The sequence below is a fragment of the Microbulbifer maximicatervae (SeqCode) genome (assembly GCF_052467955.1).
In genome coordinates, this window is sequence record NZ_CP174329.1 from 1095181 (window position 1) to 1111659 (window position 16479).

Here is a 16479-nt window from a genome sequence, read left to right on the forward strand (position 1 = left end):
CCAAGGGGTGAGTGATTCAGTTCCGCCCCCCCTGGCAAGTAATGACTGAATAGGTAAATAGGAGGCTTAGCCTTAAGCCCCTTCGCTGAAGGCGAAATTATACTACTTCCAACTCTGCTTTTGCCTCAAGTTGGTTACCTTTAAATATTTCGAATTGTGGACAACCTATACGGATTTCCCAGGAGCGACGCTCTACTAAGCTAGAAGTATCTACTGCGTCAGGTAGTGACTCGGAGATTTGTTTACGAGCACGGAAAATCTGGGTGTTTAGGTGGTTGACCGTAATACCTAGCTCATGAGTGGCCACTTGAATAGAAACCCAACCCTGAGAGTCTGTATCTATACCGCTCTGCATATCCTTGTAGCGGGCACGGGCGAGATACAGTAATAGATAGTTATGAATTCTTGCGGGTAGGGACTGCTTCATGCCTTCACGCTGAAGTTGTAACTGCACGTGCTCTTCGTGGGAGCTCACAGAGAACTTCAGCTCAAAGTCGACAATAGACAGCTGCTGCAGTGACAACTCTTTCGTTGCCCCTTGGTTGTCCGCCAGGAAAAGCTGCCAGCTATTAAGTCCACAATCTATACGATCGCCATGATTGACCAGGATTTTATCGCCATCGTCAGCGGATGCACCGGTAAACTCGTATAGCCACTGCCCGGTGAGGGGGCTGTACTGCAAGCTGGCAAGGGGCTCATTTTCATTGGGCAGCAGGTGAAACTGCTCCAGCTGCTGAGCTTCGCCGGATTGGATATCGATCAGCAAATTCTCTGGACCGTCGAGGTTCTCAACAATCCAGGCTGGATTGTTGGCTCGTCCAAATGCGATCTTGTCGCCAGTTTGAAGTGGGTAACTCTTAGCTGGCACCAGCTGCTGGCCATTTAGCCAGGTGCCATTGCGACTCAGATCGCGGATATTCCAATGTGTACCGGTCCACTGCACTGCGGCATGGATGCCCGATATCTCAGCACTTGTGATTCTTGTGTCTACTGCACCCTGCCGGCGCCCAATGGTGTGGTGTGCCATTAAGTAAACTGGTTGTTCCCTATCTGGATGCTGTAAGCAAGCCATATTCCTACCCTTCTGTCGTGGCCAACTCAAGTTGTGGCCTGATTGCGACAAAGTTCAATCATACTGGTGGGTGCCTGCTGTGATTGTCCTGCGAGTACCTCAGCAGAACGGAGTCTTGGCTTTCCATTTGTGGCGATCATTTCCCCGAGCTGAGACACTACTTGTTGTGATGGGCGCTGTTCTGCGCCGCTATCCCACTGCTTGTCTCGGAGAGAATTGCCCCAGTTCTGAATGATTTAGTCACTACGATTTTTGGAAATTGTTCTATTTTTGCGCTCCCTTGATAACTGTCTCTAGGGGAGTGCAATAATTGTCAGTAATTGCTTCCATTTTCGCTGAAAAGTTGTGCCGCCGTCAAAAATCTTAAAGACCTTTTCGTACTTTTACTTGTGACTTGGTTAATGTTCTCCAAATACACGGCTGCACACTAGTTTAATGGATACTTGCTTGTATCTTTGTCGATCGCATCTACTTTAATCGATGACTACACAATATATTTCATAGTTGTACGTCGGTGCTAGCGGCATTACTGCTAATTTGGTAAATGGTTACCACTTTTGCTGTTATTGAAAATAAGTCTCAATTGTAAAAGAGAATATATATTATTAACCGTTAAATTTGGCACTTTTGACGGCTTGTATGTCATTGTTGAAAAGGTTGATTTGAAGTAGCTGCTTTGGCGCGCTATTTATCAGATGCACTTAGGTGGCACTTTGCAGCTAAAGAATGAAAATTTAGCGGTAGTGAAGCCCGAAGCAAAACGCTGGGGCACTCTGACGATTTTTAACCTTTGGGCCAACGCCGCACAAAGTCTCGCTGGCTATACCCTGGCGGCAACTCTATTCCTCGGTCCCAATACGAATGCTTGGCTGGTTCTCGCTGGGATCGCTATTGCAGCAATTTTAATTATCATCCTGTTAAATTTAATCGGTGAACCGAGTGTTAAATACGGTATACCGTTTCCCGTATTGGCCAGGGCGAGTATGGGGATCCGAGGTGCTAACGTCCCTGCGTTGCTTCGGGGGAGCGTGGCAATATTTTGGTACGGTGCGCAGACTTGGTTTGCTGCCCATGCCATGTCTTTATTACTGAGAGAGTGGTGGCCACAAGCTGTCGGAGGGCAGTGGCTGGCAATGGACCGGATCGATTGGGCCTCCCTCGTACTTGTCTCCTTATTGCAGGCTCTTCTATTTTTCAAAGGTATCAATACGATCCGTTGGTTTATCAACCTGGCTGCGCCCTGTGTCTATGGAGTGATGCTCGCGTTATTGTGGATGCTAGTGGTTCGCAGTGACGGACAGTTTTCATTTGCAGTTGCTACTTTCTTTGATCGGTCTATAGCATCCTGGGACGATGGCTTGGCCCAACTCATCAAAGTCACAGGTACTATGTTGGCTCTCTATGCGCCGATAATCCTAAGTTATGGAGATTTTGCTCGCTTCTGTAAGAACGTGTCTGTTATGCGAAGGGGAAATTGGCTGGGAATCACTATAAATATGACTGGCTTTGCGATAATTGTTTTGTTTACCGCTATTGCCGCCCAGTCAGTTTTCCACCAGAACCTGGCAAATCCCACTGATATCGTGCAGAAGCTTGGGAATCTGGAACTGTCATTGATCGCCGCGGTTGTTTTTTTTACAGCAACGGCGGGCATCAATGTGGTGGCGAACTTTGTGGCTCCAGTTAACGATATTTCAAATCTTCTGCCAAAGTACCTGGGGTTTCGCAGGGCGGCATTGATAACGCTGTTTCTGGCCTTTCTGATTAGTGCTTTGTGGCCCGCTGTTATCAAACAAATCGGTTTAGTGGCGTTCGTAAACTGGATGGGGGTTTTTCTGGCGCCTGCCTACGGTGTCATATTGTCTCACTACTACTTAATAGAGAAGCGCCAGATGGAGGTAGAGCAGTTGTATTACAGTGATAGTGATGGGCGTTATTACTATTTCTGTGGCTGGAACCCGCGAGCACTGCTGACTTTATTAGCGACATGTATTGTCATCACAATGCTAGCTTTTTTCTTACCGAGAGGGTTGATGGCAGGCGTCGACTGGCTATTGGCTGCGGCTGCTGCTTGCGTTGTTTATTGGAGTGTTGCGAAGCGCAGTTAGGGAGAGCCCGGAGGTATTTCCGGGCTCAGGGGGCGTACTTTTTTGTTGTTAGATACGGATACCTTCGATATCCAGGATCATCTCAACTTTCTGGGAGGCTGGGCCTAGGGATTTGATACCGAATTCTTTCAGCTCGAACTCAGTGGTTCCACTGAAGCCCTGGCGGTAGCCGCCCCAAGGGTCTTTACCGCCACCGATATTGGTAACGTCAATTGTGATTGGCTTAGTGATACCGCGGAGGGTCAGTTCGCCATTTAGACGGGCTTTGCCGTCTTCCAAAGGTTCAAAGCTAGTGCTCTTGAAAGTAGCAGTTGGGAATTTTGCGGTATCGAGGAAGTCATCACTGCGCAGGTGCTTGTCTCGCTCAGCGTGATTGCTGTTGAGGCTAGTTACATCGATGTCGACATTGATAGAAGATTTTTCTGGTTGCTTTTCATCGTAAAAGAAGGAGCCGTTGAAGTCATCGAAACGGCCGTACAGCCAGCTGTATCCAAGGTGCTTGATACGAAACTGCACAAAAGCGTGAGCCCCTTTGGTGTCGATTTTGTATTCCGCTGCTTGAGCTACAGTCCCCATCAGAGCTGCAATAAGAAATACAGAGAGCTTCTTCATGTCATTTTTTCCTTATTTGGTGGTTGAGAGTGTTGTTTGTACGTGTGAGTGATCGTCTGTAGAACCCTTTACACGGATGCCGATGATTCTGCGCAGTGTGCCGTCACGGTCAATAAAGTGATGCTTGAGGGCTGCCAAGACATGTGCTGCTACGAGTCCAATCAGGCCCCAGGCAAGGATTTCGTGGATAGATCCCGCAATGTCTTCCTGATTGGGAATCCCTTGTAAGGTTGCAGGGATACTCACTATGCCGAAGACATCGATAGGACGGCCATCGGCAGTAGAAATCAGATAGCCGGAAACCATGATTGCCAGTAGTAACAGGTAAATCAGCCCATGAGTGGCGGTGGCGGCAAATTTCTGCCAGTTGGGAGTTTGGGGGTTGCTCGCCGGAGATGGGTTGGCAAAGCGCCAAGCCAGCCTGAAGAGTAGAAACACAAGCAGGATGATGCCCACCCCTTTGTGAATTTCAGGGGCTCGTTGATACCAGGGATCGTAGTAGGATAGCTGGCGCATCCACCAACCGAGAATAAAAGTCCCGATGATCGCAGGGGCCATTATCCAATGGAGGGCGATGGCTACCCAGCCGTAGCTGGAGGAGCTATTTTTGGCCTGCACTTCTCTCTCCTATTGGTAGTACGTCACACTTAGATTTGCTAAGTGCCACTAGGGTACAGCCTTTGGGCTCTACCACCAATGGGGAGTTCCTGAGTATGGGGAAGGAGTCAAAGGTGTTAGTAGGAAATGCCGCGCTATATCGAGCGCCCCGGAGAGCTTTCGCGCTCGGCCGCCTGAAGGATGCGCTCACAAGATAGCCGATCCAGCGAGGAAGAACGCTGTGCCAGTTGGTCCGCCAGCCAGCTGGTGGAGTGCTCTTCATCCCCAAGGGCTAGTTGTTCCAGTTGCCAGATAACATTCAGTAGGGTCTCACGCTCAAACCCGGCCTCAACCGCCTGGCTGGTAAACAGGTGGGGTTCCAGTTGTTCCAAATCGTTGCGCTTGAGCACTAACTCCGCATAGGTAGGGTACCAGCGGCTGCTAAACGGTTCTGGACGCTGGTGGTAGTCGAAGGTGATTCGCAGCCGGTTTCCGTCGGCATCTTCCAGAAGCGGGGTGTCATGTTCGTAGGCGGGCAGCGCTGGATTGTTCCGCAAGATGTCCACGATGGCGTGCCAGTCACTGGCATTTTCGTAACAGAGTCTGACGGGCTCTACCAGTTCACGGACCCCCTTGTGATCTTCCAAGGACAGTTTTTGGCCTGGACGGTACCAGTACAGGTTAAGAAGCCGCTCATCGGCCAGGTCTGCAAGATGTGCACTGGTTAGTGGCTCTTCAGACAATGCACTCAGGTGGTCAACGGCCTGCTGTACGCTGAGCCATTGCTTGCGGTGGAAGTGTTGCTTATTACCTGTAATTCCCATTCTATTCTCCCGGCGCAATTCTACGACCTGGAGCCTCAAGTTTAGCAGGGTGCAACGCTGCTCCAGTCACTATCGTGCCTTTGCGGCGTGGGAAGATAAAAGTTGCTAATCCATGATTATAGAAAGGGTACAATGGCGCCTTTTCATATCCAGGGCATGCTGAAAAAATGAGGCCGCTCACTGGGCTGCTGTCACTGGTTTTATCCGTGCAGTTTGCGCTGATGTATCGCCGATAGATTCAGACTATTCAGTCAATAAATATGGGGTTGAAATGCGTGTTACTCTCCCAGAGTTGCTGCGGTTTGATATTGCCTCTGGCGCGGGCGGCTAAAGCCTAGGCGCTCGGCGCATGAATTTATTGCAGTGGAGCAGTTTCCCATGAGCCATAAATATACACAGCCATGTTGATTGCGATAGGCAGCCTGTAGCCCGGATTATGTAAATACACTGATGAGAGCAGAGTCCGCTTAGTTTGTGATAAGTGGATTTCAAGATATTAAAAAAGAAACGGGTAACCTGTGAATATGGCGTGACAGCCTGACCTGTAAACCCGGAAAATTAAAAGAGCCTTTAGATGTTTAACTTTCTCCCCTCGTTTTTACTGTTGGTCATATCTTCGGTGTTGCTGGCCGTTAGCACATTGGTTTGTGCAGCCCCCATACTCTTGTTTTCAGTTTTTAGGTTTATTCTCCCTTTTGCCTTTCTGCAAAAACTTTTCATGGGTTTTTTTATTTCTTGGGCAGAAATGTGGATAACCCTAAATAAAGGCTGGATGAAGCTAACCCAAAGAACCCAGGTGGATGTACGGGGGATAGAGCATCTCGATAAACATGGATGGTATCTGGTCACAGCGAACCATCAAAGCTGGGTTGATATCTTTATTATGCAGTCGATTTTTAATCGAAGAATTCCATTCCTGAAATTTTTTGTGAAGCAAGAGTTGATCAAAGTTCCTGTGATTGGAATGTGCTGGTGGGCACTCGACTTTCCATTTATGAAGCGTTACAGCAAAGAATTTTTGAAAAAGCATCCAGAAATGCGCGGTAAGGATCTTGAAGCGACAAAAAAATCTTGTGAAAAATTTAAGCTAATACCCACCAGTATTATGAACTTCCTTGAAGGAACAAGGTTTAGCAAAGAGAAGCATCAAAGACAGCAATCGCCTTTCAAACATCTTCTAAAGCCCAAGTCCGGAGGGATTGCTTTTGCAATGCACTGTATGGGTGAGCAGCTGAACCAGTTACTGAATGTCACCATTGTTTACCCTGATGGTATACCTACTTTTAAAGATTTCCTTTCCGGTAAGTTAAAGAAAGTGATTGTTCGCATTGAGAAAGTCCAGTTGCCGAGCCGGTTTTTTGAGAGAGACTACGCAACCGATCAGGAGTTTCGGGTGGAGTTTAATCAGTGGGTAAATGAGTTATGGACTGAAAAGGATGCCCTGATTGATAAGCTTTTAATGGAAAGCAGGGCTTGAGCGGGGTTCGTAGAGAGGTTCACTCGTGACCCTCTCTACTGGCCGAACGTCACTATAGCCAAATAGGAAGCTGAGCCCGGATCTCCTCGGGCTCACAAGCCACCAGATTTTTTCCTGTTTCTCCTGCTATTGTTGCGCGGGTTGGAGTTTTCAAGGCATCCCTCAAGCTGCCAACCATATAGGGTTCTGCGACAATATACAGTTTTTCGTACTGGCCCTCCTGTCTTCCCCTCTCCAGGGTATGTGCAATTTCTCTGGCAAAATTCTCACCTTCACGGCGATGTAATCCTGCAGAATTACCTACTGAGTGCCTTCCTTGACCATAGCTGTCGAAAGTGCGTCCGGGCGCATCACTCTCTTGGTCTCTGCCAGAGAGCCGTGATTCTGGATGGAGAAGTGCCTGGATTTCATTGAGATTTCCCGCGCGTTTGTTGGCTTCAAAAATTCGCGCTTGGGACTGGTTAGCCACAAGGACCCATGCTAAGGCCATGAATATATCCTCGTTTAACTGCCTTATTTAATCCTAGTAAATAGCCATATTGGCCACGAGCCCTGGTTGCTTATTGATGGATATGGAGGTGGAAATTCTCTTTAGGTGCACTTGGAAAGGAAGTTTTTAATATTTATATGTACAAAAGAAATATACGACAGCTCTCATATTCAATTTGTAATGGCTTTTATCGGCACTTAATCCCTTCGTTTGTCGCAGTATTTCCTAGACTGTACTCAAGATGTAACAGGCGCAAGACGGACTCTTGAGTTTTTCTGGCGCCTTTTGCGGCTTAGCGTAAAAAGAGGTTGTAGATATGAGTCTGATCCCCAGAGGGTCCCTGTTGGACCTTGATAATATGTTTGAACAAATGCTCTCACCGACCCGTGCAATCGGCTCTGAACGCGAGGGGTTTTTTTCTCCGCGTATTGATGTGAGTGAGCGCAAGAATATGTATGAAATTAGCGCTGAGCTGCCGGGAGTGGGTAAGGACGATATCAGTGTAACCCTAGAAAATGGGGTTTTGACTCTTGAAGCTGAGGTGCACCGCGAGGTTAAGGAGAAGAAGGATGGCCGCGTGCTTCGTCAGGAGCGGCGTTACGGCAAGTTCTTGCGCAGTTTCAATCTTGGTGAAGATGTTCGCGAAAGTGAGATTGATGCAAATTTCAAAGATGGGATTCTCACGCTCACGGTACCAAAACATGAGGGGCATCCCCCGCAAAGAAAGCGAATTGAAGTGCACTGATCTATAGGGGTTAAGGGTGATGGGTGTTACCCGTCACTCTCTTTGGCATTTGTCTAAAGAGCTTTGAGGTACCTATGAAAGTTAAACACGCAATGCATGAGGGGGCTACCTGGTGCACCCCGGATACTCCATTACAGGAGTTGGCAAAAATTTTACGAGATGAAGATATTGGAGCAGTGCCGATCGGAGAAAATGACAGGCTTGTAGGAATAGTGACTGATAGAGATATTGTATGTCGCGGTGTGGTTCAGGGGGGTAATCTCAGCTCTTTGTCCGCCCGAGATGTTATGACAGAGGGGATTGAATGGTGCTGGGAAGAGGATGATCTGCTGTCTGCTGTCCACAAAATGGAGCAACAGTTGTTACGGCGAATGCCGGTACTCAATAGTGAAAAGCGTATGGTCGGTATTCTCAGTTTAGGGGATATTACCAGTGCCATCGCCAGCAAGCAGGGTGGGCAGTTCGCGGCAGCGGTCTCCTCGCACCACTGAGTGTGGGACTTAACGCATAATGCTCTTTACAGTCGTCAATCTATATTGGCGGCTGTTGGAAGTTTTAGTGCTCTAGAGTGTCTTGTCTGAAGCCTGTGAATCCCTCGGCAACCTGATGGCTCCATCTACTACTGGGCTGTTGATAGTCTTATTTACTTCCTGTCTAAGCTTGATCATGTTCACGGTCGACCCCGATGTCCGTTAAATGTGATTATTTGGGAAGCGTGAAGGAAGAATCAGTCGTATAATCCCTACTTTTTTTGAGGTTACTTATGGCTGTGACTCAGGAGCAGTTGGCACAACGCAGTGGAAATCAGTGCGAGCTCTGTAAAGCAGAAAATGGCTTGGCGGTTTATGACGTACCCCAGTCAGAGGGCTATCCAGATGCGGCAGTATTATTGTGTCAAACCTGTAGGGACCAGCTGGAAAATCCTGCACAGCTGGAAAGTGCGCACTGGCAGTGTCTGTCGGAGTCTATGTGGAGTACCGAGCCGGCAATTCAAGTGTTGGCATGGCGTATTCTAAAGCGCTTATCTGGCGAGACCTGGGCCCAAGACTTGTTTGACATGTTGTATTTGGATGGCGATTTGCTGGCCTGGGCAGAGGCCGGGGCAATACCAGAGGCTGGTGAGTTGGTGATTCATCTGGATAGTAATGGTGCCCAGTTACAAGCTGGAGATAATGTAGTTATTATCAAAGACTTGGATGTAAAAGGAAGCAGTTTGGTTGCAAAACGGGGAACGGCAGTTCGCGGTATCAGCTTAAGCGATAACCCTGAGCATATCGAAGGACGGGTCGAGGGTCAGAGAATTGTAATTCTGACAAAGTTTGTGAAAAAGAGTGGCTGATAAATATTTCAGAAATAACTTCATTTTCTGAAAAGGGTATCTGCCGGCGGACCCGAAATACTCCCCTGTCCGTCTTAATTATGAAAATAAGAAAGGTATAGTTTACCTTTCTTATTTTTTTGCAAAATATTTCCGCTTTTATCAATTAACTGATAATTTTTAGAGCAAAATACGGTGTAATATTGAAGACGATAATAGCAATTTTGTATTGTGCTAGATATTGAAAATATGCACGGCCTAAATCTTGTTCATTAAGCTCAAATATTCGTGCGTGAATCCTGGTGATCGACTTCCTCAGGCAGACAAGTCCAATAGTTGATAGCAGTAGTATCAATATGTTTATAATCGAAGCCCAGCCTAAAAATAGTGTTAGATTTTCAGTTTCCATGTGAAATTTCCTTGCAGTTCTTTCTCGTATAAACCGATAGTTTTATGAGTAGATAGTGGAAAGTGCCACAATAGTCAGGCACTAGCCTTCAAATAAGTTGCGTTTGTGGATAGGGGTAGTCCCAGTTAGTTGAAGAGCTATGTTATATGATATAGCTATTGTCCGATGCTCATTATTCCTAGACACTGTGTGATAGTGCAAATGAGAGGTTGGCAATATGGTAGCTATAAAACATGAAGCCTATCTATGAAATTCGCAGTGGTGCGCTGGCTGGGTTTAATCTATTGGTGCCACAGCTCGGTGGTCAGTCATCAGATTTTTTAGCGCAAGTGGGGCTTCCTGCGGATTGTACACGTCGTCCAAATATCTTGATCCCCATTGCAACGCTGGTGGACCTCCTTAATTTGTGTTCACGGGACTTGTCCTGTAGTGACTTTGGCTTGCGATTGGCGGGGAAGCAAGGGCTACGTATGCTGGGCGTCCTTGGTAAGCTGATACTGGAAAGTGAGAATCTATCCAGTGCTTTGACAGTAACTCATCGGTATATGGTGTTGCACAACCAGGCGGACCACTGGAAAATTTACCAAACCGATGACTGCTTGATTGCAGAGAGAGTTAATCACTTCCCCGACGCAATTCCCGCGCAACAGTATACTGAACTTTCAGTAGGCGCTGCCTGTCGCCTGATACAGGAGATGGTTGGCTCTAAAGTATCTCCCCGCTCTGTTTCATTTCGGCATAAGCCCCAATCTCCGCTGAGTAGTTACCAAAATTTTTTTGGCATTGAGGCTAGTTTTGAGCAAGATCGAGATCGCTTGGTTTTTGATGGATCATTGATGAACTATCCCCTCGCTAAACCCAGCAGCGGTCTTATGAGATATTTTGAGGAGTTTTCCAAGTGCTTATTGGCAGAGCACAAGGGTGATATCAGCCGACAGGTTCAAGTCTTAATCCTTCAAACTCTCGGGGCCCAGCAGCACTCCCTGGAGCAAATTTCTCGCTTACTCGGTATGCCAATGAGAACGCTTCAGCGCCGTTTAAATGAAGCGGGAACCTCCTTTAAGCAGTTGGTACAGGGGGCGCGAATGAAGACTGCTCGCTGGCATCTACGGGCCTCAAGTATTGATGTGGGATTACTATCAGCAAGTTTGGGCTACACCGATATCAGTGCTTTCTCAAAAGCATTTCGAGCCATTCATGGAAGCTCCCCACTGCAGTGGAGGAAGCGACAAGCTATTAATTGTTAATCAATTAAAGGAATTATTTTGAATAATTGTTCGGCGCTACCAATTATTACTATAAGGGTGAGCTTTTAGATTTTTCCTGATTTTACTTCAGCAGCGGCGCTTGGCTTTGCACCAATAATCTTAGGGGACTATGCTGGGCGCCACTGGAACGAATGATGAAAGGCAGAATTGAAAATGAGTGCAGAGACAATCCGTTGTAAAGCAGCTGTAGCTTGGGGGCCTGGGGAGCGTTTGGTTATTGAGGATGTCGATGTTATGCCTCCCCAACGGGGTGAAGTTCGCGTGAAATTACACGCCACCGGCGTTTGTCACACAGATGCGTTCACTTTGTCAGGAGATGATCCTGAAGGGGTATTCCCGGCAATCCTCGGTCACGAAGGTGCGGGTGTTGTTGAATCCGTTGGTGAGGGGGTGACCAGTGTCTCTGTCGGGGATCATGTAATTCCTTTGTATACCCCTGAATGTGGCGAATGTAAGTTTTGTCTCTCTGGAAAGACTAATTTGTGCCAAAAAATCAGGAGCACCCAGGGCAAAGGATTAATGCCTGACGGTTCGACACGTTTTTCGGTGAATGGGAAACCCATTTTCCATTATATGGGATGCTCTACTTTTTCTGAGTACACAGTCCTTCCTGAGATATCTGTGGCCAAAATTAATCCCGAAGCCCCCTCAAATGAGGTTTGTCTGCTGGGTTGTGGTGTTACTACGGGAATGGGAGCCGTTACCAACACCGCCAAGGTTGAGCCGGGCTCCTGTGTGGCAATTTTTGGTTTGGGTGGAATTGGTTTATCCGCAGTGATCGGAGCCAAGATGGCTGGCGCCTCACGAATTATTGGTGTCGATATTAATGAGGACAAATTTGCGCTGGCGAAGAAGTTGGGAGCCACTGAGTGTATTAACCCCAAGGCTTACGATAAGCCTATTCAAGAGGTTATCGTAGAGCTTACCGATGGCGGAGTGGATTATTCTTTTGAGTGTGTGGGCAATGTTAACCTGATGAGAGCTGCCTTGGAGTCTTGCCACAAAGGATGGGGGGAATCCATTATTATTGGAGTGGCAGGTGCCGGACAGGAAATCAGTACCCGCCCATTCCAGTTGGTTACAGGGCGGGTTTGGAAGGGATCAGCATTCGGCGGTGTAAAGGGGCGCTCTGAATTGCCTTCTTTCGTAGAGCGTTACCTGGCTGGAGAATTTAAATTGAATGACTTTATTACTCACTCAATGCCCCTTGAGCAAATAAATGATGCCTTCGATTTAATGCATGAAGGTAAAAGTATTCGCAGTGTCATTCATTTCCAGCAGGCTTGATAGGACCACTTAAAATGTCGATTGAATTGGTTAGCAGTACTAAATCTTTTGACGGTTTTCAGCAGCGTTACCGACATAAATCCAGCACGCTCAACTGTTCTATGGTCTTCTCCATTTTTTTACCACAGGATGCAGAGGGGAATACACAGAGGAAATATCCTGTTGTTTATTGGCTTTCGGGCTTGACGTGCACGGATGAAAACTTCAGTCAAAAGGCTGGTGCTCAGAGAGTCGCTGCAGAGTTAGGGATTATCTTAGTGATACCCGATACCAGCCCCAGAGGAGACGATGTGGCGGATGACCCGGGTTATGATCTGGGGCAGGGGGCTGGTTTTTATGTGAACGCGACTCAAGAACCCTGGAAACAACATTATCAAATGTATGACTATGTCGTGGATGAACTTCCAAGCCTGGTAGAACTTCATTTCCCCATCAATGGTCGACGCGGGATTTGCGGGCACTCCATGGGCGGCCATGGTGCCCTGGTAATCGGCCTGCGAAACCCCAAGCGATATCAATCAATTTCTGCTTTTAGTCCAATTTGCAATCCTATTGCTTGTCCTTGGGGAGAAAAGGCGCTGGGAACTTACTTGGGAGCTGATCCCAAGAGCTGGGAACCATATGACGCAACAGTGCTAATGGGGCGCGCTGTAGAGAAAACGCCGATTTTGGTTTCTCAGGGGGAACAGGATGAGTTTCTTGAGGAACAGCTGAGACCACATTCCCTGCAAACAGCTGCTGAAGCCAGTGATTATCCTCTTCGGATAGAGCACCATGCAGGTTACGATCACAGTTACTATTTCATCGCTTCATTTATTGAAGAGCACTTAAGGTTCCATGCAGACTCATTGTTGAGCAGACATATATATTAGGCTGGATAAATTACGGACTAGTGAAGTTAGCCCCTCAGTTGAGGGGCTGTTTGGGTAAAGGGTTTCGCGCCCTGGGCAAGTTGCTATGTATAAAGCGATACGAGCAGAATACATAGAGCCAAAGTGAGAGGCGTAAGCTTATCGTGCAACCGCCCGACACTCGCCAATAATTTCAGCTCTGTTCTGGTCAAAAGTTTGTTCGATCAGGAACCAGCCATTGGGACAGAAGCCACTTTCGGCTAGCAAGAGTTCCATTCTCTGCCGGGCAACTTTCTTCACATCTCCAGAATTGGCGCCGCCGGGACCGCCACCTCCTGGGCCACCACTACCCTTACCACCGCCGCCGGGACCACCACCACCGGGACCACCGCCACCTGGACCTCCACCACCCGGACCACCACGCTTACCGCCTTGGCCCTTGGGGCCAGCTCCAATGGTTGCCTTGTAGGTAAAGCGACGATGGCCCAGTTCGGTGATGTCAGTGACAAACGATTCAGTGGTGGGGATCTCTGGTGTAGAGCTACAGCCAGCAGCGATCAAAATCACAGCTGCAGATGCAAAGAGATGAACCTTCATTATTGTTACCCCATATTTTGATAAAAGCTTTAGTCCGACATTAGCTAACCACAAATGTTGGTTAAGCAGAGTAAACATTTGTAAAGGGGGGCTATTGCAGCAGGATTGTTTGTGCGCAAACCCAAAACTATAAGGTACTGCATGTCCCGGAAGGTTCCGTTGTAGAATCCTTCACCGGTTTGCTCTATCCACAATATAGCTGCATTTTTTAGAGGGTTTCCGATAAATTTGAGATACTTCTGGTGATCAGAACAAGTCCCAAAGAGAAGCTATGGCTTACCTGGATGTCATTTAGGCCGGCTCCTAAGGAAGCCGGAGATAACATGGAATTAATCAGAATTTTCTAAATAATACCCCTGCTAGCAAAGTGGTACGTGAATTGCCAACAATACTTAATATAAAGAGTTTTCCTATGAAACAAGCACTGCTTGCATTACTTGGATGTACTTTTGCAGGAATATGTTCTGCAGAGTCACTCAGCATTGAACGGTTATTCTCCGACCCGGCTCTGAGTGGTACCGCTCCCCGAGCGCTGGAATATTCACCTGATGGGCAGCGCGTAACTTTCCTTAAAGGTAGAGTTGAAGATTACAACCGTTACGATCTTTGGGAGTACAACCTGAAAGACGGTCAGTCCCGAATTTTGGTCAATTCCGATAGTCTGCACAGCGATAGTGAAACTCTTTCGGATGAGGAAAAGGCAAGACGCGAGCGCCAGCGAATTTATGGTAGTGGAATAATGGAGTACAGCTGGTCAGAGGATGGTCGGTCTCTGTTGTTCCCTTTGGCCGGCGATATTTACTATTACGATCTCAAAGACCGTTCTTCGCGTCGACTGACTGAAACGGAAACCTTTGAAACTGATGTAAAGGTTTCTCCCGAGGGGCATTTTGTTTCGTTTATTCGCGACCAAAATATCTATATTGTCGATCTGAAAACCGGTAGGGAAAAGCAGCTAACCAGCGACGGCAAAGATCATATTAAAAATGGAATGGCTGAGTTTGTTGCCCAGGAGGAGATGGACCGGATGACCGGTTACTGGTGGTCTCCTGATGATCGGCATATTGCTTTCCTGCAAGTTGATGAGTCGCCAGTTGATCAGGTAACCCGTAGCGAAATCTATGCGGATCGTATCGAAATGATACAGCAACGTTACCCCGCTGCTGGGCGTGCGAACGCAAAAATCCGACTTGGCCTTATAGATATTGACTCGGGGGATATCCGTTGGGTCAACCTGGGAGATAATCAGGATATTTATATTCCCCGAGTAAAATGGGCCCGTGATCACCTGTTAACTTTCCAGTGGCAATCTCGAGACCAGCAAAAGTTAGAGCTTCGTGCTTACAATCTCAATACGGAAAAAACCCGAACGCTCCTTACCGAGTCCAGCGATACCTGGGTTAATCTGAGCCATGATCTCCACTTTTTGGAAGATAGCGATGCTTTTATTTGGTCATCGGAGAGGGATGGCTTCAAACACCTGTATAAATATGATTTTGGCGGCAGATTACAGGCACAATTGACTAAGGGAGATTGGGTGGTTGACGAGTTAGAGGCTGTTGATGAGCAGGCTAACCGTCTGTATTTTACCGCACGAAAAGATACTCCAATCAAGAGGCATCTCTATGCAGTCTCCCTGCAAGGGGAGAGCGACATTAAGAGAATTTCACAGCGTAGTGGTATGCACTCTATCGAATTTTCTGAGGATGCCTCTGGATATATTGATAAATTTTCCAGCGTTACCACGCCGCCTCAAGTGAGCCTGCACAGCAGCTCAGGGGCCAGAATCACCTGGCTTGAGCAGAACGCTGTAAATCGTGACCACCCTCTCTATCCTTATAAAGATCAATGGATCACTCCGGAATTTGGCAGTATTGAGGCGCCCCATGGCCAGGAGCTTTTCTACCGCTTGTACAAACCTGCCAATTTTGATGCGAAGAAAAGTTACCCGGTAATGGTGTTTGTCTATGGTGGTCCACACGCTCAGGTGGTTACCAATAGCTGGGATAAACTATTCAACCAGTATATGGCCCAACAGGGTTATATTGTTTTTTCCCTAGATAATCGTGGTTCAGCAAACCGCGGTACCACTTTTGAGAATCCTATCTTTAAGAATATGGGATCTCCTGAAGTGGAAGATCAAATTACCGGCGTTGAATTCCTGCGTACCCTGCCTTACGTTGATAAAAATAAAGTAGGTATCTTCGGTCACAGCTACGGTGGTTACATGGCACTGATGAGTATGTTCAAAGCCGGAGACTACTTTAAGGCGGGGGTATCGGGTGCGCCGGTTACGGACTGGACGCTGTATGATACCCATTACACTGAGCGTTATATGGGCAATCCAACCAAGGATATGGATGCCTATGAGGCATCTTCTGTGTTTCCCTATGCGAAGGGCTTACAAGGTGATCTGCTGATTTATCATGGCATGGCGGATGACAATGTGTTGTTTACCAATACCACTAAACTCATAAAACAGATGCAGGACAACGGCCAACAATTTGAGCTGATGACTTATCCAGGCAAGAAGCATAGCTTGCGCGGTAAGCAGACTCGCATCCACCAATACAGCATGATCAAGCGATTTTTTGATCGACATCTAAAGGGAAAGGAATAAGGGGAGCTTACTTGAGATAAGAGAAATCGAGAATTTTCTCGGTTTCTCTATTTTACTTTAAAGTGGTACAAGCTTCCAACTAAGCGTTAGTTGTCCTGATCTTATATCCTTTCATCGATTATAACTCTCTAATTCAGAAATTCTATTTTAGGGTTATATGCCGAAGTACATAGCCTTTTCGAACTATATTGCCTCAAAAAGTTA

16 protein-coding genes are annotated in these 16479 nt (G+C 47.3%); 9 read left to right on the forward strand and 7 right to left on the reverse strand.

All coding sequences use genetic code 11. The annotated features are described in order from the left end of the window. Window positions 1–97: 97 nt before the first annotated feature. On the reverse strand, window positions 98–1072 hold the full coding sequence (locus ACJJI5_RS04610) for an FHA domain-containing protein (protein WP_444896071.1): 975 nt from the start codon (window positions 1070–1072) through the stop codon (window positions 98–100). A gap of 713 nt (window positions 1073–1785) precedes the next feature. On the opposite strand from ACJJI5_RS04610, the gene ACJJI5_RS04615 reads away from it, so the two are divergent. Next, on the forward strand, window positions 1786–3180 hold the full coding sequence (locus ACJJI5_RS04615; protein WP_445355644.1) for a cytosine permease: 1395 nt from the start codon (window positions 1786–1788) through the stop codon (window positions 3178–3180). A 48-nt stretch (window positions 3181–3228) separates the two neighbouring features. Here ACJJI5_RS04615 and ACJJI5_RS04620 read toward each other — a convergent pair whose 3' ends face one another. The 3 genes from ACJJI5_RS04620 to ACJJI5_RS04630 all read right to left on the reverse strand — a co-directional run bounded on the left by ACJJI5_RS04620 (window position 3229) and on the right by ACJJI5_RS04630 (window position 5213). After that, window positions 3229–3792, reverse strand: a complete 564-nt coding sequence (locus ACJJI5_RS04620) for a YceI family protein (protein WP_108734532.1) — start codon at window positions 3790–3792, stop codon at window positions 3229–3231. A 12-nt stretch (window positions 3793–3804) separates the two neighbouring features. Further along, entirely contained in the window at window positions 3805–4410 is a 606-nt protein-coding gene (locus tag ACJJI5_RS04625; protein WP_445355645.1) for a cytochrome b, read from the reverse strand. Between the two features lie 134 nt (window positions 4411–4544). Next, window positions 4545–5213 carry a hypothetical protein gene (locus ACJJI5_RS04630; protein ID WP_445355646.1) on the reverse strand — a complete coding sequence of 223 codons (669 nt, stop codon included), beginning with the start codon at window positions 5211–5213 and terminating at the stop codon, window positions 4545–4547. 574 nt (window positions 5214–5787) lie between these two features. Here ACJJI5_RS04630 and yihG point away from each other — a divergent pair. Beyond that, window positions 5788–6690 (forward strand): 1-acylglycerol-3-phosphate O-acyltransferase, YihG family, encoded by a 903-nt coding sequence (yihG, locus tag ACJJI5_RS04635; protein ID WP_445355647.1) that lies wholly within the window; start codon window positions 5788–5790, stop codon window positions 6688–6690. 52 nt (window positions 6691–6742) lie between these two features. Here the strand turns inward: yihG and ACJJI5_RS04640 are convergent, their stop codons facing one another. After that, a complete protein-coding gene (locus ACJJI5_RS04640; RefSeq protein WP_413663346.1) occupies window positions 6743–7180 on the reverse strand; it encodes a host attachment protein in 438 nt (145 codons plus the stop codon). Between the two features lie 316 nt (window positions 7181–7496). On the opposite strand from ACJJI5_RS04640, the gene ACJJI5_RS04645 reads away from it, so the two are divergent. The 3 genes from ACJJI5_RS04645 (at window position 7497) to ACJJI5_RS04655 (ending at window position 9264) form a co-directional block, all read left to right on the forward strand. Then, complete coding sequence (locus ACJJI5_RS04645; protein ID WP_282931225.1) at window positions 7497–7925, forward strand: Hsp20/alpha crystallin family protein; 429 nt, start codon at window positions 7497–7499, stop codon at window positions 7923–7925. Window positions 7926–7999: 74 nt separating this feature from the next. Beyond that, the gene (locus ACJJI5_RS04650) at window positions 8000–8416 is read left to right on the forward strand and encodes a CBS domain-containing protein (protein ID WP_108734525.1); all 417 of its coding nucleotides are present in this window, start codon (window positions 8000–8002) and stop codon (window positions 8414–8416) included. Window positions 8417–8688: 272 nt separating this feature from the next. After that, the gene (locus ACJJI5_RS04655; protein WP_444911534.1) at window positions 8689–9264 is read left to right on the forward strand and encodes a PhnA domain-containing protein; all 576 of its coding nucleotides are present in this window, start codon (window positions 8689–8691) and stop codon (window positions 9262–9264) included. A gap of 145 nt (window positions 9265–9409) precedes the next feature. Here the strand turns inward: ACJJI5_RS04655 and ACJJI5_RS04660 are convergent, their stop codons facing one another. Next, window positions 9410–9652, reverse strand: coding sequence for a DUF6868 family protein (locus ACJJI5_RS04660; protein WP_444911533.1), 243 nt, complete (start codon window positions 9650–9652; stop codon window positions 9410–9412). Between the two features lie 233 nt (window positions 9653–9885). Here ACJJI5_RS04660 and ACJJI5_RS04665 point away from each other — a divergent pair, with 233 nt between their 5' ends. The 3 genes from ACJJI5_RS04665 to fghA all read left to right on the forward strand — a co-directional run bounded on the left by ACJJI5_RS04665 (window position 9886) and on the right by fghA (window position 13079). Further along, window positions 9886–10899, forward strand: coding sequence for an AraC family transcriptional regulator (locus ACJJI5_RS04665; RefSeq protein WP_445355648.1), 1014 nt, complete (start codon window positions 9886–9888; stop codon window positions 10897–10899). A 174-nt stretch (window positions 10900–11073) separates the two neighbouring features. Continuing rightward, complete coding sequence (locus tag ACJJI5_RS04670; RefSeq protein ID WP_444896077.1) at window positions 11074–12207, forward strand: S-(hydroxymethyl)glutathione dehydrogenase/class III alcohol dehydrogenase; 1134 nt, start codon at window positions 11074–11076, stop codon at window positions 12205–12207. Window positions 12208–12221: 14 nt separating this feature from the next. Continuing rightward, window positions 12222–13079 (forward strand): S-formylglutathione hydrolase, encoded by an 858-nt coding sequence (gene fghA / locus ACJJI5_RS04675; protein WP_445355649.1) that lies wholly within the window; start codon window positions 12222–12224, stop codon window positions 13077–13079. A gap of 138 nt (window positions 13080–13217) precedes the next feature. Here the strand turns inward: fghA and ACJJI5_RS04680 are convergent, their stop codons facing one another. Beyond that, on the reverse strand, window positions 13218–13655 hold the full coding sequence (locus ACJJI5_RS04680) for a hypothetical protein (RefSeq protein WP_413663340.1): 438 nt from the start codon (window positions 13653–13655) through the stop codon (window positions 13218–13220). Window positions 13656–14067: 412 nt separating this feature from the next. Here ACJJI5_RS04680 and ACJJI5_RS04685 point away from each other — a divergent pair, with 412 nt between their 5' ends. Further along, window positions 14068–16275 (forward strand): S9 family peptidase, encoded by a 2208-nt coding sequence (locus ACJJI5_RS04685; RefSeq protein ID WP_445355650.1) that lies wholly within the window; start codon window positions 14068–14070, stop codon window positions 16273–16275. Window positions 16276–16479: the final 204 nt, after the last annotated feature.

Coding starts and splice junctions, on each gene's coding strand:
- yihG (WP_445355647.1), top strand. CDS start 5,788: ATGTTTAACTTTCTCCCCTCGTTTTTACTGTTGGTCATATCTTCGGTG.
- ACJJI5_RS04610 (WP_444896071.1), bottom strand. CDS start 1,072: ATGGCTTGCTTACAGCATCCAGATAGGGAACAACCAGTTTACTTAATG.
- ACJJI5_RS04645 (WP_282931225.1), top strand. CDS start 7,497: ATGAGTCTGATCCCCAGAGGGTCCCTGTTGGACCTTGATAATATGTTT.
- fghA (WP_445355649.1), top strand. CDS start 12,222: ATGTCGATTGAATTGGTTAGCAGTACTAAATCTTTTGACGGTTTTCAG.
- ACJJI5_RS04685 (WP_445355650.1), top strand. CDS start 14,068: ATGAAACAAGCACTGCTTGCATTACTTGGATGTACTTTTGCAGGAATA.
- ACJJI5_RS04655 (WP_444911534.1), top strand. CDS start 8,689: ATGGCTGTGACTCAGGAGCAGTTGGCACAACGCAGTGGAAATCAGTGC.
- ACJJI5_RS04660 (WP_444911533.1), bottom strand. CDS start 9,652: ATGGAAACTGAAAATCTAACACTATTTTTAGGCTGGGCTTCGATTATA.
- ACJJI5_RS04670 (WP_444896077.1), top strand. CDS start 11,074: ATGAGTGCAGAGACAATCCGTTGTAAAGCAGCTGTAGCTTGGGGGCCT.
- ACJJI5_RS04665 (WP_445355648.1), top strand. CDS start 9,886: ATGAAGCCTATCTATGAAATTCGCAGTGGTGCGCTGGCTGGGTTTAAT.
- ACJJI5_RS04620 (WP_108734532.1), bottom strand. CDS start 3,792: ATGAAGAAGCTCTCTGTATTTCTTATTGCAGCTCTGATGGGGACTGTA.
- ACJJI5_RS04650 (WP_108734525.1), top strand. CDS start 8,000: ATGAAAGTTAAACACGCAATGCATGAGGGGGCTACCTGGTGCACCCCG.
- ACJJI5_RS04630 (WP_445355646.1), bottom strand. CDS start 5,213: ATGGGAATTACAGGTAATAAGCAACACTTCCACCGCAAGCAATGGCTC.
- ACJJI5_RS04680 (WP_413663340.1), bottom strand. CDS start 13,655: ATGAAGGTTCATCTCTTTGCATCTGCAGCTGTGATTTTGATCGCTGCT.
- ACJJI5_RS04640 (WP_413663346.1), bottom strand. CDS start 7,180: ATGGCCTTAGCATGGGTCCTTGTGGCTAACCAGTCCCAAGCGCGAATT.